Source organism: Actinomycetospora callitridis, from assembly GCF_028737265.1.
GTDB classification, from domain to species: Bacteria; Actinomycetota; Actinomycetes; order Mycobacteriales; family Pseudonocardiaceae; genus Actinomycetospora; species Actinomycetospora callitridis.
The window spans coordinates 392,466-411,087 of record NZ_JAQZAK010000003.1; the positions used below are offsets into that span (position 1 = coordinate 392,466).

Genomic DNA, 18,622 nt, shown 5'->3' on the forward strand with positions numbered 1-18,622 from the left:
GCGGGCTCCTGGTCGTGGAGGTCAGGCGCCGGCCACCCGACTGGCCTGCCCCGCCCAGTGCGGTTCGCGCAGGGCCTTGCGCAGCAGCTTGCCGACGACGTTCTTGGGCAGGGGGTCGTGGGTGAACTCGACGGCACCGGGCTTCTTGTAGGACCCCAGGGCCCCGCGCACCAGCTCGGTGATCTCCGCGGCGGTGACGGTCGCGTCGGGCGCCACCCGGCACACGGCCATCGGGGTCTCGCCCCAGCGCTCGTGCGGGATCGCGAACACGGCCACCTCGACGATCTGGGGGTGGTCGGCGATCGCGGACTCGAGCTCGGCGGGCCAGATGTTGAAGCCGCCGGAGACGATCATGTCGTCCGCGCGGTCGAGCACGTAGACGTAGCCGTTCTCGTCGATCCGGCCGATGTCGCGGGTGCGGACCCATCCGTCGACGAGGCGGGTGGCGGTGAGCTCGTCGTCGTCCCAGAAGCCGCGCATCTGGCCCTCGACCTGCGCCCAGAGCTCGCCCTCCGCGCCGAGGGGCAGCACGGTGCCCTCCTCGTCGCGGACCTCGATCCGCGCGAACGGCAGCACCTTGCCCGCGGCACGCAGCGGGGAGGACCCGGGGATGTCGGAGAACCACTCCTGCGGGGTCATCACGGTCAGCGGGACGGCCTCGGTCTGGCCGAACACCTGGTGCAGGACGTCGCCGAAGGCCGCCCGTCCGGCCAGCGCGGTGGCGTCCGTGATCGGCGCCCCGCCGACCAGCAGGCACTCCAGCGCCCCGAGGTCCCGTCCGGACCGCGACGGGTCGGCGGTGAGCATCTGCACCATCGAGGGCGGCGCGAACATGTGCGTGACGCGGTGGCGCTCCATCATCGCCAGCACCTTGGCGGGCTCGAACGCCCCGAAGAGCAGGTTGGCGCTGCCGTGCAGCCACGCCGGCAGGAACAGGTAGCCGGACGCGTGCGAGATCGGGCCGGCGTGGCCGACGACGCTGTGGTTCTGCAGGTTCGGCAGGCGGTAGTACCAGTTGCGGCAGTTCACGAGCCAGTCGTGCTGGGTGTAGCCGACGCCCTTGGGCCGGCCGGTCGTGCCCGCGGAGTGCCGGATGACGTACCAGTCGTCGGCCTCGACCCGGATCTCCGGGTCGACGGCGGACTGCGCCGCCAGCCACCCCTCGTAGCCCTCGTCGCGCACGACCACGTGCTCCAGGCCGGCCGCGTCGTCGGCGGGGTCCTCGAGACCCTTGACCTCGTCGGCGTGCGTCGCGTCGACGATCAGCACCCGTGTCTGCGTCTGCTCGACCATCTGCTGGTGCGCCCGGCGGGCGTTGCGCGCGTAGAGCGGGACGCGGACCGCACCGGCGATCGCGGCGCCGAGGAACAGGTCCGCCGCACCCAGGTCGTTGTCCTCCACGCTCGCGACGCGGTCGCCGGGCCGGACCCCGAGCGCCCGCAGACCGTTGGCGGTGCGCACCCCCCGGTCCCAGGCCTCGCCGAAGGTGAGGCTCCGGCTGTCGGTGACGAGGGCCGTGCGGTCACGGTGCAGCGTCATGGCCTGGCGCATCAGGCTGGGCACGTCCACGGGCCGCTCCTCGTCGTCCGACCGGGTCCGACGCGGCGGACGCTATGAGGGGCGTCGCGCCCCCACTACCCACGAACGAGGGGACGCCTCAGGGCAGCAGGCCGCCCGCGCGGGCGCGGTGGACGGCCTCGCCCCGCGTCCGGCTGCCCAGCTTGGCCATCGCGGACTTGAGGTAGGACTTGACCGTCTCGACGGTGAGCCCGAGGCGCGCCGCGACCTCGCCGTTCGCGTGGCCCACCGCCACGAGGGCGAGGACGTCGAGCTCCCGGGCCGAGAGGTGCACCGCCGGCGGGGACGCCGCCCCGGGCTGGTGCAGCCGCGCCGCGAGGGCGTCGAGCCGGGACCGGGCGGCCGGGTCGGTGGTGCCCGCCCGCGCCGCACGGAGCACCGCGTGCAGCTCGCGGGCCTCCTCGCGCGAGAGCAGGACGTCGCACCCGTCGGGACCCGGGGCGGGGTGGGTCCTCGACGGAGCCGGGCGGACGGCGGCCCGGACCGTCGCCGCCATGCGGGCGAGGAACCGCTCGCCGAACTCCACCGGGCGCCGCATCGCGCCGTACACGGCGCCGTGGAGCGTGCCGTCGACCCGGACGGGCAGCGCGAACACCGCGCGCAGGCCCTCGGCCGACACGGCCTGGTCGAACTGGTGGGTGATGCCCGGGGCGCGGGCGTAGTCGGCGACGGCGAGCGGCCGCTCGACCGCCAGGACCTTGCCGCCGAGCCCCTGACCGACCGCGGTGACCAGGCCGTCCATGCTCCCGGCCCGCGCACCGCTCATGTGCCCGAGGCGGAAGGTGCCGTCGCGGGCGTCGAGTGACGCGGCGAACGCCATGTCGAGGGCCTCGACCTCCGCGAGCGCCCGCACGGCGCTCGCGAGGGACGGGCTCGCCGCGGGACCGGGCACGGCGGGGACAGCAGCCACACCCACCTCCCCGAGCCCGGACCGGGCAGATCGATGCTAGGTCATCGATGTGGTCCGGGTCACGGATCGAGCGCCGGCGCTCAGCTGACCCCGGCCGCGTCCATCCCCCGCATCTCCTTCTTGAGGTCGGCGATCTCGTCGCGCAGACGTCCGGCCAGCTCGAACTGCAGGTCGCGCGCCGCCGCCATCATCTGGTCGGTGAGCTGCTGGATGAGGTCGGCCAGCTCCGCGCGCGCCATGCCCTCGGTGCTGCGGTGCTCGACGATGCCCGAGCTGCCGCGGCCGCCGGCCTCGCCCGCCGCGCGCCGGCCGCGCGAGCTGTTGCGGGCCGACCCGCCGACCTCGACCGACTCCTCGGTGTCCTCGGCCTCGCGGTAGACGCGGTCGAGGATGTCGGCGATGTTCTTGCGCAGCGGCTGCGGATCGACACCGCGCTCGGTGTTGTAGGCGACCTGCTTCTCGCGACGCCGGTTGGTCTCGTCGATCGCGTACTTCATCGAGTCGGTGATCTTGTCCGCGTACATGTGCACCTGGCCCGACACGTTGCGGGCCGCGCGGCCGATCGTCTGGATCAGCGAGCGCTCACTGCGCAGGAAGCCCTCCTTGTCGGCGTCGAGGATGGCCACCAGCGACACCTCGGGGAGGTCGAGCCCCTCGCGCAGCAGGTTGATGCCGACCAGGACGTCGTACTCCCCCGAGCGCAGCTGGCGCAGCAGCTCGACGCGCCGCAGGGTGTCGACCTCGGAGTGCAGGTAGCGGACCTTGATGCCGAGCTCGAGCAGGTAGTCGGTGAGGTCCTCGGCCATCTTCTTGGTCAGCGTGGTGACCAGGACGCGCTCGTCCTTCTCGACGCGCGTGCGGATCTCGCCGACGAGGTCGTCGATCTGGCCCTTGGTCGGCTTGACCACCACCTCGGGGTCGATCAGACCGGTGGGGCGGATGACCTGCTCGACGAACTCGCCGCCGGCCATCCGCATCTCGTAGTCGCCCGGCGTCGCCGACAGGTACACCGTCTGCCCGATGCGGTCGGCGAACTCCTCCCAGGTCAGCGGACGGTTGTCGGTGGCCGACGGGAGACGGAAGCCGTACTCGACGAGGTTGCGCTTGCGGGACATGTCGCCCTCGTACATGCCACCGATCTGCGGCACGGTCACGTGCGACTCGTCGATGACCAGCAGGAAGTCCTGCGGGAAGTAGTCGATCAGCGTGGCCGGCGCGGTGCCGGGACCGCGGCCGTCGATGTGGCGCGAGTAGTTCTCGATGCCGGAGCAGAAGCCGACCTGGCGCATCATCTCGACGTCGTAGCTGGTGCGCATGCGCAGCCGCTGCGCCTCGAGCATCTTGCCCTGGCGCTCGAGCTCGGCGAGGCGCTCCTCCAGCTCGGCCTCGATGGCCTTGATCGCCTTCTCCATGCGCTCGGGCCCCGCGACGTAGTGCGTCGCCGGGAAGATGCGGACGTCGTCGACCTGCCGGACCACGTCGCCGGTGAGCGGGTTGAGGTAGTAGAGCGCCTCGATCTCGTCGCCGAAGAACTCGATGCGGACCGCGAGCTCCTCGTACGCCGGGATGATCTCCACGGTGTCGCCGCGGACCCGGAACGTGCCGCGGGCGAAGGCCATGTCGTTGCGCTGGTACTGCACGTCGACCAGCGCGCGCAGCAGGGTGTCGCGGTCGAGCTCCTCGCCGACGGCCAGCTGCACCGAGCGATCGAGGTAGGACTGCGGCGTGCCGAGGCCGTAGATGCACGACACCGAGGCGACCACGACGACGTCGCGGCGGCTCAGGAGGTTGGACGTGGCCGAGTGGCGCAGCCGCTCGACGTCCTCGTTGATCGAGGAGTCCTTCTCGATGTAGGTGTCGGTCTGCGCGATGTACGCCTCGGGCTGGTAGTAGTCGTAGTACGAGACGAAGTACTCGACCGCGTTGTTGGGCAGCAGCTCGCGCAGCTCGTTGGCCAGCTGGGCGGCCAGCGTCTTGTTGGGCGCCATCACGAGCGTCGGGCGCTGCACCCGCTCGATGAGCCAGGCCGCGGTGGCCGACTTGCCGGTGCCCGTGGCGCCGAGCAGCACGATGTCGTGCTCCCCGCCCTTCACCCGCTTCTCGAGGTCCTCGATGGCCGCCGGCTGGTCGCCCGCCGGGGAGTACGGGCTGACGACCTCGAACGGCACACCGGTGCGCTCGATCTCGCCCACCGGGCGGTGCTCGGAGTGCGCGAGCGCCTCGTCGGGCAGCCCCTCGGGGTTCTCCCCCTCACGGGCCGAGCCGGGAACCTCTGTCGCGAACGCCATGGCATCGAGGTTAACCGCGCCCCCCGACAGCGGGGCGCGACCACGTCGGCCAGGGGGTCAGCCAGGGGTCAGCCGGGGCCGTCGCCGCCGCTCGCCACCCGCTGCCACGATCTCCGCAGCGGCGCGGTGTCGTAGCAGATGGTGAGCCGCGCGATGAGGTCACGCTCGTCGGTGAGCGTCACGAGGTCGACGACGTCGAACGGGGCGGGCGTGCCGTCGCCGAGCACCCAGGCGTAGTGGAAGGCCAGCGCGACCTCCCGGTCGTCCCGGGGATCGACGTAGACGCGCCGCAGCTCGGTGCTCGACGCCGACGAGTCCGCGAACAGCCCGGGGTAGAAGCGCTCGGCCGGCAGCGTCCCGTAAAGCGGGGACGCCACCTCGCCGCCCGGGGCGAAGCACGCGAGGACCGCGTCGACCGAGCCGGCGTCCAGCGCGGCCAGGTAGCGGTGCAGGACCTCCGGCGTCGTCACCGGGACTCCGCACGACGCCGGGCGGCCGCCGCGAACCCGTCGAGCAGGCACCGCAGGCCGAAGTCCCAGCGCGACCCGACGGGACGGCCGGGGTCGGTCATCACCGCGGTGAGGGCGGGATAGCGATCGGCGTGGGCGGCGACGAGGTCGCGCATCGTGCTCCCGCCCGCGGGGTCGGCGGTCCACGGCCGGGTGCCGGCCGAGGCGGTCGCGAGGGTGGTGCGCAGGTGCCCGAACAGCATCGACACCGCGTCCATCCGCTCGTCGGGCGCCAGCCCGAGCGGCTCGACGACGCGCACGGCGGCCTCGACCCAGCCGACCTCGCGGGGCCCCATCACCCGCTCGCCCACGGTGACCCACGGCAGCCACGGGTGCCTGGTCCAGACGTCCGACACCAGGCGGGCGAACTCCTCGGCCTGCTCGCGCCACGTCCCGACCAGCGCCTCCGGACCCGGCGGCTCCTCGACGGCGGCGTCGATCATGATCGCCTCGAGCTCGTCCTTGTTGGCGACGTAGCGGTAGAGCGCCATCTTGGTCAGCCCCACCTCGGCGGCCACCCGCTGCATCGAGAGCCCGGCCAGCCCGTCGCGGTCCGCCACCTCGACGGCGGCGCGCGCGATCTCGTCGAGCGTCAGCCCGCGGCGCGGGCCCCGCGTCGGCTCGTCCGGGGTCCGCCAGAGGAGAGGGCCGCCCGACCCCTGCGCCGACGCCGGGTCGTCCGTCCCGGTCGTGCTGCTCATCCGATCCGTCCCTTGCCTCGGCGCTCTTACTGTGTCTAGCGTACACAGTGTCCGCAGGACACAGTTTCTTCAGAGGAGGTCGCCATGACGCTCACCACCCCGGCCCCGACCACCGACACCACGGCCTCCCGTGGCCGTGCCGCCGTCCGGCGCCGCCGGCGGGCGCTCGGGATCGTCCTCGCCCTCGTGGTGACGCTCGCGGTGTGGCTGCTGGGCCACCTCGCGGGCGCCGACTACTGGATCACCGACAGCCAGGGCTCCGTGCGCATCGACATGCTGGTGACCACCCAGGTCACGGTGGTGCTCGGGCTGGTCGGCTGGGGCGTGCTCGCCCTGCTCGAGCGCCTCACCCGCCACGGCACCACGATCTGGACCGTGCTCGCCGTCGTCGTCGTGGCCGCCTCGATGATCCCGGTCGTGCTGGTCGAGGCGACCGCGGCCACGCGCCTCGCCCTCGTCGCGGTCCACCTCGCCGTGGGCGCCGTCCTCGTGCCCGCCTTCGTGCGCGCCCGCTCCTGACCCGACCCCGCATCACTCGACAACGCTGGAGGACCACCGTGCGCTCGATCTTCGTCAACCTGCCCGTCGCCGACGTCGCCACCAGCCGCGCGTTCTTCACCGCGCTCGGCTTCGGCTTCAACGAGCAGTTCAGCGACTCCAGGACCACCTGTCTCGTCATCGAGCAGAACATCTTCGCGATGCTCATGACCCCGGAGCGCTTCGGCGACTTCGTCGAGGGCGAGATCGCCGACGCGCAGAAGACCACCGAGGTGCTGGTGGCCCTCTCCGCCGACAGCCGCGAGGAGGTCGACCGGCTCCGGGCCGCGGCGCTGGCCCACGGCGGCGGGGAGTGGAAGCCGAACCAGGACCACGGCTTCATGTACGGGTGCTCGTTCACCGACCCGGACGGCCACGTCTGGGAGGCCGTGTGGATGGACCCGGCCGTCGCCTCCGGCGAGACGGCCCCGACACACACCTCCTGACACACACCTCCCGACGCGCCCCGTCCCGGCACCCGCCCACCCCGTGTGGGCCGGTGCCGGGACGTCGTCGGGCACCGCCCTCGTGACCTAGGGTCGCCGCTCGTGGGCCTGCACCCTCCGAAGATCGAGACGTTCGACGTCGCCGCCGGCACGAACACCGACCCCAAGGGCTACGTGCGCGCCGTGGAGGTCTACCGCGAGGAGCCGTTCGGGCTCTACGTCAGCCGTCCGATGGTCGATCACCCGACGCTGACCCACCTGCGGTCGTGGCTGCTGCCGGCACTCGGCGTCCGGGTCACCGACTTCAGCTGGCGGCCCGGCCAGGAGCGCCAGCAGGACCACTACCTCGACATCGTCGACATCACCCGCGACGGGACGACCTGGTGGACCGAGGACCACTACATCGACCTCGTCGTGCACACCGGGGAGCGCACCGAGGTGCTCGACCTCGACGAGTTCGTCGAGGCCGTCGCGGCGGGTGTCCTCGACGCGCCGCGGGCCGAGCGCGCGCTGGGGACGAGCCACCGCACGCTCGCCGGCCTGGCGGGTCACGGCCACGACCTGGACCGTTGGCTCGCAGGTCACGAGGTTGCCCTGACGTGGGAGTGATCCGCGTCACGTCGTGAATGACACCTCTGCCATTCGGGTAGGGCCCGCCTCGGTGACCCTCCATCGGGTGTCCTAGGGTCCTGCTCCGTGAGCCCCGTCGTCTCCCGCCAGCTGGTCGAGGTCGTCGACATCCGTAGCGCGACCCGCACCCTCCCCCTCGCCCCGGAAGAGGTCCTCGAACAGGCCCTCGACCGATGGCAGGTCACCGAAGGTGGCCTGCGCACCACGGTCCTCAGCGCCGAGGACCCCTTCGTGCTGGCCGAGACCTGCTGGTACGTGCCCGATCACGGCCTGCGCCTGCGGCGACGCCGCCCCCGCGACACCGCCGCGGCCGACGTGACCACCGAGATCGGCGCCGTCCGCATCGACGTCGACGACGCGCGGTGGCGCTGCACCGATCTCCTGCTCGGCCTGGAGATCCTGGACGGGCGCCCGGCGCGGGTGGCTCACCACGCCGACTTCGCCGCCGCCGTCGCGGGCGGGGTCCTCTCGGCCACCGACGCCGACGAGGCGATGAGCACGGTGCACCGGGTGCTCGGCGAGCTCGGCGAGGCCCGTCACGACCTCGACGCGTGGACGGGATCGCTGGGGATCGGGTCGCTCACCCGCTACTGATCGCGAGAGCCTCCGGGCACGGAGACCTCTCGTCGTGGTCGTCCCGGGCCCGCTGAGCCCGGCTCAGGGCAGCGCGACCTCGGTCCGCACGGCGTCGGGGTCGGCGCGCACGCGCCGCGGGTCCTTGCGGGCGGCGTCGCGCGCCTTGACGATCCCGCGCGCCTGCTTGACCTGACGCCGGTCCTTCGCGTCGAGCACGAGGATGCGCGCCGGGCAGCCGGGGTCGGCCGAGCCGTGCCGACCCGCGTCGACGACGGGGAACCCCGACACCTCGAGCGCCTCGGCGAGCTCGATCCCGGGACGGTCGGCCTCGACGAGGAGGTCGACGACGGCCGGCGCCGGCAGGCCGGGCACGGCGCCCGGGCCGACGTGCTCCACGCGGCGCACGGTCTCGCCCCCGGCGACGGCGACGCGGGCGGCCAGCCGCCGGCCGACGGCGGCGCGGTCCTCGGCGGGCGTCACGACGTCGGTCGGCACCTCGACGGCGCGGCGGCGCTCGACGTTCCCGGCGAACGGGACGAGCCGGGAGTGCCACAAGCGCTCGACCTGCTCGCGCAGCGCGCCCGCGGCCCCCGCGTTCTCCAGCCACACGTCGGCGGCGGCCCGACGGGCGTCGTCGTCGGCCTGGGCGGCCATCCGGGCCCTGGCGTCCTCGACGGTCATGCCGCGCGTCTCCACGAGACGGGTGACGCGGACGTCCACCGGGGCGTCGACGACGAGCACCAGCGCGAACGCCGCGCCCATGCCGTTCTCGACCAGCAGGGGGACGTCGTGCACGAGGACCGCGTTCTCATCGGCCTCGGAGACCAGCTCGGCGGTCCGCCCGCCGATCAGCGGGTGCAGGATCCCGTTGAGCTTCTGCCTCTTGGCGTCGTCCGCGAAGACGATCTGCCCGAGCGCCGGCCGGTCGAGGGCCCCGTCCGCGTCGAGCACGTCCTCCCCGAACGCGGCGACGACCTCGGCGAGCCCGTCGGTGCCGGGTTCGACCACCTCACGGGCGATCGCGTCGGCGTCGATCACCACCGCGCCCAGTTCGGTCAGCGTCGCCGCGACCGTCGACTTCCCCGCCCCGATCCCACCGGTGAGTCCCAGCCTCAGCACCCCCGCAGTCTGCCCGAGCGGGGGTGGGCATCACTCGACCCGGGGTCGACACCGACCGATGCGTCACTCGTGTCACAGCCGTCACATCGCTATGGTGGCGCCTCACCAGCACCACACGCTTCGAGGAGTCGCCGCCGTGTTCCGTTCGCGCCGCACTGCGGGCCGTCATCGCCTCGGCGACCCCGGACTGGTCTCCTGCCGGGCCATCCCCCAGATCGCGGCCGCCCTCGCGGTGCCCGAGATCGCCCGTCGCGGCCTGGTCGAGCGCCTGCTCGCCGGCTCCCGGCACCTGCGCCCGACCGTCGAGCGCTCCGCCTCGCGCCCGGCGCCCCGCGCCGCCGTCGCCTGACGGCAGCGAGGGCGTCCCTCGCTGCGTCCCACGCAGCCGAGGCGTCCCTCGCTCCCCCACGCCCGTCCGCATCTCGCGCCGCGAACGGGGACTTCGCACGCCTAGAAGCAGCGAACCACTCGTTCGCTGCTACCCAAGAGCACCCCGGGAACGACGACGGACCCCCACCCCGCGAGGGGTGAGGGCCCGAGGTCGAGCAGTTCCGGGGCGATCAGCCGCCGGAGAGCTTCTCGCGGAGCGCCGCGAGCTGGGCGTCGCTGGCGAGCGCGCCACCACCGCTCTGGGACGGCGGGCCCTGGCCCGGGTCCGACTCGTCGTCGCGGGCGGCGGGGGCCTCGTCGTCCCCGCCCTCGGACGACGGACCGCCCGAGGAGTAGTTGGCCGGCGCCGCCTCGGCGGCCTCGGCCTCCTGCTCCTGCGTGCGCTGGAGCTGCGCGATGTGCTGCTCGTAGCGGGCGTACGCCGCGGCGTACTGGCGCTCCCACTCCTCGCGCTGGGTGTCGTAACCCTCGCGCCAGTCGCCCGAGTCGGGGTCGAAGCCCTCGGGGTAGATGTAGTTGCCGGCGTCGTCGTACTCGGCCGCCATGCCGTAGAGCGCCGGGTCGAACTCGGTCTCCGTGGTCATGCCCTCGTTCGCCTGCTTCAGCGAGAGGGAGATGCGGCGACGGTCGAGGTCGATGTCGATGACCTTGACCATGACGTCGTTGCCGACCTGGACGACCTGCTCCGGCACCTCGACGTGGCGCTCGGCCAGCTCGGAGATGTGGACCAGGCCCTCGATGCCCTCGTCGACGCGGACGAACGCACCGAACGGCACGAGCTTCGTGACCTTGCCGGGCACGATCTGGCCGATCTGGTGGGTCCGGGCGAACTGGCGCCAGGGGTCCTCCTGCGTCGCCTTGAGCGACAGCGAGACCCGCTCGCGGTCCAGGTCGACGTCGAGGACCTCGACCTTGACCTCCTGGCCCACCTCGACGACCTCGGAGGGGTGGTCGATGTGCTTCCAGGAGAGCTCGGAGACGTGGACCAGACCGTCGACGCCGCCGAGGTCGACGAACGCACCGAAGTTGACGATCGACGAGACCTGGCCGGACCGGATCTGGCCCTTGGCGAGCTGGTTGAGGAACTCGCTGCGCACCGCCGACTGGGTCTGCTCCAGCCACGCACGGCGGGAGAGGACGACGTTGTTGCGGTTCTTGTCCAGCTCGATGATCTTGGCCTCGATCTCCTTGCCCACGTAGGGCTGGAGATCGCGGACGCGGCGCATCTCGACCAGCGAGGCGGGGAGGAAGCCGCGGAGGCCGATGTCGAGGATGAGTCCACCCTTGACGACCTCGATGACGGTGCCCTTGACCGGCTCGTCGTTGTCCTTGAGCTGCTCGATCGTGCCCCAGGCGCGCTCGTACTGCGCGCGCTTCTTGGACAGGATCAGCCGACCCTCCTTGTCCTCCTTCTGGAGGACGAGGGCTTCGACCTCGTCGCCGACGGCGACGACCTCGTTGGGGTCGACATCGTGCTTGATGGACAGCTCGCGCGAGGGGATGACCCCCTCGGTCTTGTAGCCGATGTCGAGCAGGACCTCGTCCCGGTCGACCTTGACGATGGTTCCTTCGACGATGTCGCCATCGTTGAAGTACTTGATCGTCTCGTCGATGGCGGCGAGGAAGTCCTCTTCCGACCCGATGTCGTTGATCGCAACCTGGGGGCTGGTCGACTGCGGGGCGGTGTGGGTGTCGATGGACATACGGTGGACGGCTCCGGGAACATGGTCAGATCGAGTGGGCAAGGGCTCCACGGGAGTGGGTCGTCTCTGCGACGCGTGCACCGGTGAAACCTCGAGCAGGACCGGAGACGAGGACCGCCGCCCACCGCTGCCACAGAGGGCACGCGGAACAGGGCGAGACCACTGACGTGGACCTTCATCGTAACCACGCCCGACAGTGCCCGGCAATCGGGGCACCTCTTGCCCGCGCCCGGCGTGTCGCAGGGCACCGCCACGGCGTGTCGCGCTGCTCGGGCCGCGGCGCCGGGGGGCACGACCCGCGCATCCGGGCGTGTCAGGATGCCCCGGTGGCGCCCCCTCCCTCCTCCGCGCGCGCGGGAGGGCCTGCGCAGGGGGTGCCCGCGCCGGGGATCCCGGCGGAGCAGCTCCTCGGCGCTGCCGGCGTCGCGCGCCGGTCGGTCGGAGCGGCGGAGTCCAGCGCGGCCAGCCGTGCGTGGTGGGACGCCGACGCCGACGACTACCAGGACGAGCACGGCGCGTTCCTCGGCGACGACGACTTCGTCTGGTGCCCCGAGCGCCTGCGCGAGGAGGACGCCCGGCTGCTCGGCGGGCCGGACGCGCTGCGCGGCGCCCGGGTGCTCGAGGTCGGCTGCGGCGCGGCGTCGTGCTCGCGCTGGCTCGCCGGCCGCGGTGCCCGCGTCGTCGGTCTCGACCTCTCGGCCGGGATGCTCGCCCACGCGCGGGCCGCCGACCGGCGCACCGGCGCCGTCGTGCCGCTCGTCCAGGCCGACGCCGTGGCCCTCCCCTTCCGGGACGGCTCCCTCGACGCCGCGTTCTCCGCGTTCGGCGCCCTCCCGTTCGTGGCCGATGCCGCCGCGGTGCTGCGGGAGGTCGCCCGGGTGCTGCGGCCCGGGGCGCCCTGGGTGTTCGCCGTGAACCACCCGATGCGCTGGATGTTCCCCGACGACCCGGGCCCGGACGGGCTGACGGTGTCGCAGTCGTACTTCGACCGCACGCCCTACGCCGAGGTCGACGACGCCGACCGCGTCGTCTACGTCGAGCACCACCGCACGCTGGGCGACCGCGTGGCCGACGTCGTGGGCGCCGGCCTCGTCCTCGAGCGCCTCGTCGAACCCGAGTGGCCCGAGGACCTCGATGAGGTGTGGGGCCAGTGGTCGCCCCTGCGCGGGGCACTCTTCCCCGGCACCGCGATCTTCTGCTGCCGCCGACCCGGGAGCGCGGGCGCGTGATCGGCCGGTCGCGGACCACGCCGTCGGGCCGGGCGCCCGAGGTGGTGCTCGACGACCTCCTGCGCGAGCAGCAGTCCCGGTTCGCCGACCTCGACCCCGCACTCCCGCCCGCGGTGCTCCCCCCGCCCGGCGACGTGATCGTGGTGGCGGGCGACGGCGGCGAGGCGGCCGGCGTCCTCACCCACCACAGCTGGCCCGCGGGCAGCGCTCCCCTGCTGTGGTCGGCCGCCGAGGTCACCGAGCTCCACCCCGTCCTGGGCTCCGCGGGACTGCGCGGCGCCGAGGGCCTGGTCGCCGAGTGGCGCGCCCGCATCCCCGCCCGCGTGCGGCACGCGTCGGACTCGGCGGCCGTGGTGACCTGGCCCAGCCGGGACGTCGTCGCGTCGCGGGCGTTCCTCGACCACGGCCTCGTGCCCCTGGCGGTGCTCGCCGTGCGCCGCCCCGATCCGCCCCGGCCCCACCCGGCGCCGGACCCCCACCTGCGGGTCCGGCGCGCCCGCGAGGACGACCTCGACGGGTGCGTCGAGCTGGCCATGTACGAGATCGCGTACTCGAGCCTCGTCGGCGGCAGCGTCATGCGCCCCGAGGCCGAGGCGGTGAAGCGGACCGCGCTGCGCGAGCGCTGGGGGCGCGACGAACCGATCTGGGTCGCCGAGCGCGACGGACGGATGATCGGGCTGCTCGAGTGCGGCCTCACCGACGCCTCTCCGGGCAGCTGGCTCGCGGGCCTGCTGCCCGTCGGACGCTGGGGCTACGTCAACTGCGCCTCGGTGCTGCCGGGTCGCCGCGGGCAGGGGGTCGGGCACGCGCTCGTCGCCGCCGCCCTGCCCGGTCTCCAGCCGCCCGGGTCCCGCGGCACGTACCTCTACTACAACCCGCCCAACCCGGTGTCCTCGGTGTTCTGGCCCCGCCTCGGCTACCGGCCGCTGTGGACGCTGTGGGAGGTCCGGCCCGCGACCGCGTTGCGGTGATCCCTCAGACGCTGCGCGCCAGGGAGTGCTCCACGAGCGTGATCAGCACGTCGGTGCAGGACCCGTCGTCGCGGGCGTCGACATAGCGGATCGGGCAGCGCGCCGGCACGGCGAGGGCGTCGCGCACCACGTCGACGTCGACGCCGTCGGTGCCCGGGAACGAGTTGAGGGCGACGACGAACGGCAGCCCGCGGTTCTCGAAGTAGTCGATCGCCGCGAACGAGTCGTCGATGCGCCGCAGGTCGACGAGCACGACGGCGCCCACCGCGCCGCGGGCGAGCTCGTCCCACATGAACCAGAACCGCGACTGGCCCGGCGTCCCGAACAGGTAGAGCACGAGCGAGTCGTCCACGGTCACGCGCCCGAAGTCCATGGCCACCGTGGTCGTCGTCTTGTCCGGCACGATCGAGGTGTCGTCGACGCCGTCGGACAGGCTGGTCATCTGCTGCTCGGTCGACAGCGGCGGCACCTCGGACAGCGCCGCGACCAGCGTCGTCTTCCCCACGCCGAAGCCGCCCGCGATGAGGATCTTGAGCGGGAGCAGGTCGCGGGCCTCGCGAGTGGCCGTGCCCCCGGCGCTCACCCTGCGGTCACCGAGCTCGGAGTCCATCGAGCAGCCTCTCCAGGAGTTCACGGCGGGGACGGCCGTCGGACCCGACCAGCGGCAGGTGGACGGCGAGGTGGTCCTCGGCGGCGAGGTCACTGACGAGCACGCGGGCCACGCCGATCGGGACGCCCAGCAGCGCGCCGATCTCGGCGAGCGACTGGGGCACCGTGCTGACCTCGACGATCGCGCGGGCCTCGGGCGGGAGGCCGGGCGCCTTGGCGAGACCCGCCTCGGTGGCCGTCACCAGCGCCTCGATCGGCATGTCGGTCCCGGCCGCCGACCGGGTCCGACCCGCGGTGAACGCGTAGTTGGGGACGACCCGGCCGCCGTCGGCGTGCGGACGCTGGCGACGGTCCACGGTCACGGTGCCATCGGGTCCTGGGCCCGCGCCGACCGCGCCGCACCGGGGGTGAGGGCGTGTCCGACCCGCGAGGCGAGCATGGTCATCTCGTAGCCGACGAGACCCATGTCGGCCGTGCGGTCGGTGACCACGGCCAGCGTCGAACCGAGGCTGATCGAGGTCGCGAACAGGTAGCCGCCCGCCATCTCGACGATGGTCTGCGCGACCGGCTCCGACTCGAGCAGCGTCGCGGTCCCCCGCGCCAGGCTCACCAGCCCGGAGACGGCGGCGCACAGCTGGTCCGCCAGGTGCTGGTCCACCCCGTCGCTCACCGCGAGGCGCAGCCCGTCGGCGGAGACGACGAGGACGTGCCGCACCCCGGGCGTCCCGCCGGCGAAGTCCGAGAGCAGCCAGTCCAGCCCGCTGTCGGTCGGTGCACTCACGTCTGCCTCCCGGAGGTGGTCCCGCGGGGCGGGTGGTGGTCGTCCGCGGCGGAGCCGGACGCGTCGGCGGGCTCGCCGATCGCGGAGCGGGCCGCGGCGCGGCTGGCCTGGTAGGCCGACAGGGCGTCCATGGCGTTCCGCCCCGCCCCGGTGCCCGGCGTCTCGCCGGGCGGCATGGCCGGGCTCGCGGCGGTCGCCGCCGGGATGCCCGGCGTCACCGCGGCGGCCGGCTCCGGGGGCCGCCGGATGAGCTCGGGGGCCAGGTGGCTCTGCGGGCGACGGCGGGCGAGGACGAGCCCGTTCGGGCCGACGACGGACGGGGCGTCCTCGTCGGACCGGCGCGGCGCCGGCGCCGTGCCGGCCGTCTCCGGCACCTCGGTCCCGGCGTGACGCCTGCCCCCGCCGTGGGTCTCGACGACCGGGGCTCGGGCCGGGTCGGGGGCGGGGTCGGGGGCCGCCGGGGGCGGCACGACGATCGGGTGGATGAGACCCCGCCGGGCCGCGCCGGTCGGGCGGCCGGCGGCGGGCAGGTCCTCGACCGTGGCGTGCCCGTCGGACCCGTCGGCCTTCGCTGCGGCGTCGGCCGTCGCCGGGGCGTCCGGCGTCGCGGGGGTGTCGGAGGGCCGGTCGCCGTCCCGGTCGGTCCCGGGCGCGGCGTGCGCCCCCCGCCGGGCGGGGCCGTCCCCGGGCTCCGGGTCCGTGCCGTGGGCCCCGTTGCTGCCGGCCCCGTTCGTCCCGGCCCCGTTCGTCCCGGCCCCGTTCGTCCCGGCCCCGTTCGTCCCGGCCCCGTTCGTCCCGGCCCCGTTCGTCCCGGCCCCGTTCGTCCCGGCCCCGTTCGTCCCGGCCCCGTTCGTCCCGTTCGTCCGTCGCTCGCCGGGCCAGGCGTGCCGGCCGTCGATGGCGATCGGGCCCGAGACGGGGGCCCCGTGGGCGGGGGTGCGGTCGTTGCCGTTGCCGTTGCCGTTGTCGCCGGAGCCGCGACGCGGGACGGGCACCGCCGAGGCGGGCACGCGTTCGAGGCCCCGCATCCCCTGGTCGCCGACCGTCGGCACCGTCGGGGACGTCTCGGCGAAGAGGGTGGCCGGGACGACGAGGACGGCTGTCACGCCGCACCCGGGGGTCGGGGTCAGCGACACCTCGACCCCGTGGCGCTCGGCGAGGCGGGCCACGACGTGGAAACCGAGCCGCCGCGCCGCGTCCGAGACGTCGACGTCCTTGGGATTGGCCAGCAGCTCGTTGGCGGCGGCGAGCTCCACGGGCGGCATCCCGATGCCGGTGTCCTCGATGATCAGCAGGTGGGAGCCCGGCGCCCGCAGGTGGGGCCGGCTCTGGATCGACACCGTGGCCGTCGGCGGCGAGTAGCGCGCGGCGTTCTCGACCAGCTCGGCGATCATGTGCGTGAGGTCGGCGACGGTGCTGCCGACGACGCGGGGCCGCTCGTCGACGGCGAGGGTGACGCGCTCGAGGTCCTCCGTCTCGGCCACTCCGGCCCGGACGACGTCGCGCAGCGCCACCGGCGCCGACCACACGCGGGCCGGCTGCTCCCCGGAGAGCACGAGGAGGCTCTCGGCGTTGCGCCGGACCCGGGTGGCGAGGTGGTCGAGCCGGAACAGGTCGGCCAGCGCGTCGGGGTCGCGCTCGCGCTCCTCGAGGTCGTTGATGATGTCGAGCTGCCGGTGGAACATGCTCTGGTTGCGCCGCGCCAGGTTCAGCAGCAGTTCCGAGGTGAACTTCTGCTGGCGCACCTGGGCGTCGTGCAGTTCCGTCGCCAGATCCGCCCGCCGCCGCTGCTCGTCCTCGGTGAGCTTGCAGAAGATCGCCACGCCGAGGCACGCGAGGAGCACCGCGCCGCCGTGGATCATCGACCACACCCACGGCGAGTGCTGCGCCGCGTGGTGGTTGAACATCAGCGAGGGCACCAGCAGCGAACCGATGCCGTGGCTCAGCGTCGTGAAGGCGATGTTGAAGACGAACGGCGCCCAGTGCTGGTACAGCGTCAGGAAACCGATGATCACGAAGAACGAGAAGTGCGCCTCGATCGAGCCACCCGACAGGATCACGAGCCCGACGCAGCACGACGACAGGCCCGCGGTGACCCACAACGAGCCCGCCATGCGGCCCTTCGAGAACCAGCCGGCCGCCGCCGTGACCAGCGGGACCAGGGCGATCACGGTCGTCAGCGCGGGCGGGTTGCCGACGACGAGACCGAAGATCAGCAGGACCGGCGTCTGCGCGACCAGCACCGACAGCAGGAAATGGTGACGCCGCAGCCAAGCCGCGTCGTCGACCATGTCCCCGCGGGGGAGGTAGTCCAGGACACGGACCATCCGGCGTTTCACCGTCCTACTCCGGAGGCGGATGACGAACGCGCGGAACCGTACACGCGCCGTTGACCATTCCTGCGGAGAACCGGGAAACGGGGTCCTCTCGTGCCGATCGGTGGCGCACGATTTCACACACCGCATGCGGGGGTGTGTCCGCAGCGTCCGGACGCCGAGGCCGAGAGCGCCGTTCGGCGCGTCGCCTCTCGGCTGTCCGGGCGTGTTCACGAACGCCGACAGGCCGTGGAAAAAGCGTCCGAAAGAGTCCGGGCGTGCGCCACCCGTGGTCCGGGTAGCGTCAGGGGCAGACTCGTCCCGGAGCGTCCGGTCCCCGCCCTTCGACCGGTCGGAGCACACCGACGTTGGCCGGATGCTCCGGGGACGGAAGAGCACGCTGGGTGACGACTCGGACGCCCTTCGACGTCACTGACCGGGAATGCGGTCTGTTTCTCCTGAGGTATGCCACGGACGACGGTGCGGGCGCAGATCGGCGGGGTCGGCGAGGTCCGGTGGAACCTCGTCCGGACGCCGGATGCCCCATCCGCTCGTGGCCAATGCGCGGTAGGCCTCGGCGAGTCCTTCGGCGAGCGCGGGCGGCAGCCCGGCGGCCTCCTGCGTCGCGGCGATCTCGGTCATCTCGTCGACGAAGCGCCACGCCTTGGTGGCCGCGACCGCCGCGGAGGCGACGCCCGCGTCGGGGAAGTCGAGGCGGACGTCGGCGAGAACCTCGTCCAGCACCCCGTACGCCTCGGCGGTCACGAACGCCTGCGCGAGCAGCGCCTGGTACCCCTTGCGCACCGAGGCGGTGCACATCTTCGCGGCGCTCGCCGCGCCGACCGGCCCGTCGAGGACGATCCAGCGCACGCCGGGCGCGCGCAGGGCCGCGACGTCCCCGGCGCGGGGGCCGGACAGGAAGACCCGGGTCGGGGTGGGCGCATCCGGGCGCGGCGGCGGGCCCGAGATCGCGCCGTCGGCGAGGTCGCCCGGCAGCCGCTCGGCGACGGCGCGGACGGTGTCCGGGGAGACGGCGTCCATCTCGACCGTCAGCGGCCGGGCGCCGGTGGCCTCGCACGCCGCAGCGAGGGCGTCGCCGGCCGCGCGGACCGCCCCGGGCGGGACGACGAGCATGACCACGTCGGCGGCGCGCACCAGGTCCTCGAGCCCGCCCGCGTCCTCGAACACTCCGCGGGCGCGCGCGACGGTGTCCCCCGAGCGCCCCGCGAGGCTCGTCAGCACCCGGTGGCCGCCCTCGACCAGACAGCGCCCGAGCGCCGTGCCCATGGCGCCCGGGGCGACGACGCCGACCGTGGTCATGCCCGAATCA

The 18,622-nt window shown here is 73.6% G+C and carries 19 protein-coding genes; 7 read left to right on the forward strand and 12 right to left on the reverse strand.

Going from position 1 to position 18,622, the window contains the following annotated elements:
- Positions 1-21: 21 nt before the first annotated feature.
- The 5 genes from PH191_RS13275 to PH191_RS13295 form a co-directional block, all read right to left on the reverse strand.
- Positions 22-1,569 carry a class I adenylate-forming enzyme family protein gene (locus tag PH191_RS13275; RefSeq protein WP_274195069.1) on the reverse strand — a complete coding sequence of 516 codons (1,548 nt, stop codon included), beginning with the start codon at positions 1,567-1,569 and terminating at the stop codon, positions 22-24.
- Between the two features lie 88 nt (positions 1,570-1,657).
- Positions 1,658-2,488 (reverse strand): LuxR C-terminal-related transcriptional regulator, encoded by an 831-nt coding sequence (locus PH191_RS13280; protein WP_274195070.1) that lies wholly within the window; start codon positions 2,486-2,488, stop codon positions 1,658-1,660.
- An 80-nt stretch (positions 2,489-2,568) separates the two neighbouring features.
- Positions 2,569-4,776 (reverse strand): excinuclease ABC subunit UvrB, encoded by a 2,208-nt coding sequence (gene uvrB, locus PH191_RS13285; protein ID WP_274195071.1) that lies wholly within the window; start codon positions 4,774-4,776, stop codon positions 2,569-2,571.
- A gap of 68 nt (positions 4,777-4,844) precedes the next feature.
- Positions 4,845-5,246 (reverse strand): nuclear transport factor 2 family protein, encoded by a 402-nt coding sequence (locus PH191_RS13290; RefSeq protein ID WP_274195072.1) that lies wholly within the window; start codon positions 5,244-5,246, stop codon positions 4,845-4,847.
- Complete coding sequence (locus tag PH191_RS13295; RefSeq protein WP_274195073.1) at positions 5,243-5,986, reverse strand: TetR/AcrR family transcriptional regulator; 744 nt, start codon at positions 5,984-5,986, stop codon at positions 5,243-5,245. The genes PH191_RS13290 and PH191_RS13295 overlap by 4 nt, the downstream gene beginning before the upstream one ends.
- A gap of 84 nt (positions 5,987-6,070) precedes the next feature.
- On the opposite strand from PH191_RS13295, the gene PH191_RS13300 reads away from it, so the two are divergent.
- The 4 genes from PH191_RS13300 to PH191_RS13315 all read left to right on the forward strand — a co-directional run bounded on the left by PH191_RS13300 (position 6,071) and on the right by PH191_RS13315 (position 8,193).
- Complete coding sequence (locus tag PH191_RS13300; protein WP_274195074.1) at positions 6,071-6,505, forward strand: DUF6069 family protein; 435 nt, start codon at positions 6,071-6,073, stop codon at positions 6,503-6,505.
- 38 nt (positions 6,506-6,543) lie between these two features.
- The gene (locus PH191_RS13305; RefSeq protein ID WP_274195075.1) at positions 6,544-6,969 is read left to right on the forward strand and encodes a VOC family protein; all 426 of its coding nucleotides are present in this window, start codon (positions 6,544-6,546) and stop codon (positions 6,967-6,969) included.
- Between the two features lie 102 nt (positions 6,970-7,071).
- On the forward strand, positions 7,072-7,578 hold the full coding sequence (locus PH191_RS13310) for a ribonuclease FAU-1 family protein (protein ID WP_274195076.1): 507 nt from the start codon (positions 7,072-7,074) through the stop codon (positions 7,576-7,578).
- Positions 7,579-7,665: 87 nt separating this feature from the next.
- Positions 7,666-8,193, forward strand: coding sequence for a hypothetical protein (locus PH191_RS13315; protein ID WP_274195077.1), 528 nt, complete (start codon positions 7,666-7,668; stop codon positions 8,191-8,193).
- A gap of 63 nt (positions 8,194-8,256) precedes the next feature.
- Here PH191_RS13315 and coaE read toward each other — a convergent pair whose 3' ends face one another.
- Positions 8,257-9,294 (reverse strand): dephospho-CoA kinase, encoded by a 1,038-nt coding sequence (coaE, locus tag PH191_RS13320; RefSeq protein WP_274195078.1) that lies wholly within the window; start codon positions 9,292-9,294, stop codon positions 8,257-8,259.
- A 136-nt stretch (positions 9,295-9,430) separates the two neighbouring features.
- On the opposite strand from coaE, the gene PH191_RS13325 reads away from it, so the two are divergent.
- Positions 9,431-9,643 carry a hypothetical protein gene (locus tag PH191_RS13325; RefSeq protein ID WP_274195079.1) on the forward strand — a complete coding sequence of 71 codons (213 nt, stop codon included), beginning with the start codon at positions 9,431-9,433 and terminating at the stop codon, positions 9,641-9,643.
- Positions 9,644-9,854: 211 nt separating this feature from the next.
- Here the strand turns inward: PH191_RS13325 and rpsA are convergent, their stop codons facing one another.
- The gene (gene rpsA, locus PH191_RS13330; RefSeq protein ID WP_274195080.1) at positions 9,855-11,387 is read right to left on the reverse strand and encodes a 30S ribosomal protein S1; all 1,533 of its coding nucleotides are present in this window, start codon (positions 11,385-11,387) and stop codon (positions 9,855-9,857) included.
- Between the two features lie 374 nt (positions 11,388-11,761).
- Here rpsA and PH191_RS13335 point away from each other — a divergent pair, with 374 nt between their 5' ends.
- Together PH191_RS13335 and PH191_RS13340 are read left to right on the forward strand one after the other, a co-directional pair.
- Complete coding sequence (locus tag PH191_RS13335; RefSeq protein WP_274195081.1) at positions 11,762-12,616, forward strand: class I SAM-dependent methyltransferase; 855 nt, start codon at positions 11,762-11,764, stop codon at positions 12,614-12,616.
- Positions 12,613-13,587, forward strand: coding sequence for a GNAT family N-acetyltransferase (locus PH191_RS13340; RefSeq protein WP_274195082.1), 975 nt, complete (start codon positions 12,613-12,615; stop codon positions 13,585-13,587). Before PH191_RS13335 ends, PH191_RS13340 begins: the two co-directional genes overlap by 4 nt.
- A 4-nt stretch (positions 13,588-13,591) precedes the next feature.
- On the opposite strand, the gene PH191_RS13345 is transcribed toward PH191_RS13340, so the two are convergent.
- The 5 genes from PH191_RS13345 to PH191_RS13365 all read right to left on the reverse strand — a co-directional run bounded on the left by PH191_RS13345 (position 13,592) and on the right by PH191_RS13365 (position 18,612).
- Positions 13,592-14,197, reverse strand: coding sequence for a GTP-binding protein (locus tag PH191_RS13345; RefSeq protein ID WP_274195083.1), 606 nt, complete (start codon positions 14,195-14,197; stop codon positions 13,592-13,594).
- Positions 14,178-14,558: a DUF742 domain-containing protein gene (locus PH191_RS13350; RefSeq protein ID WP_274195084.1), complete on the reverse strand. Its 381-nt coding sequence runs from the start codon at positions 14,556-14,558 to the stop codon at positions 14,178-14,180. The genes PH191_RS13345 and PH191_RS13350 overlap by 20 nt, the downstream gene beginning before the upstream one ends.
- Positions 14,555-14,977 carry a roadblock/LC7 domain-containing protein gene (locus PH191_RS13355; RefSeq protein ID WP_274195085.1) on the reverse strand — a complete coding sequence of 141 codons (423 nt, stop codon included), beginning with the start codon at positions 14,975-14,977 and terminating at the stop codon, positions 14,555-14,557. Before PH191_RS13355 ends, PH191_RS13350 begins: the two co-directional genes overlap by 4 nt.
- Positions 14,974-17,304 (reverse strand): ATP-binding protein, encoded by a 2,331-nt coding sequence (locus PH191_RS13360; RefSeq protein ID WP_274195086.1) that lies wholly within the window; start codon positions 17,302-17,304, stop codon positions 14,974-14,976. Before PH191_RS13360 ends, PH191_RS13355 begins: the two co-directional genes overlap by 4 nt.
- 417 nt (positions 17,305-17,721) lie before the next feature.
- Positions 17,722-18,612, reverse strand: a complete 891-nt coding sequence (locus PH191_RS13365; protein ID WP_274195087.1) for an NAD(P)-dependent oxidoreductase — start codon at positions 18,610-18,612, stop codon at positions 17,722-17,724.
- Positions 18,613-18,622: the final 10 nt, after the last annotated feature.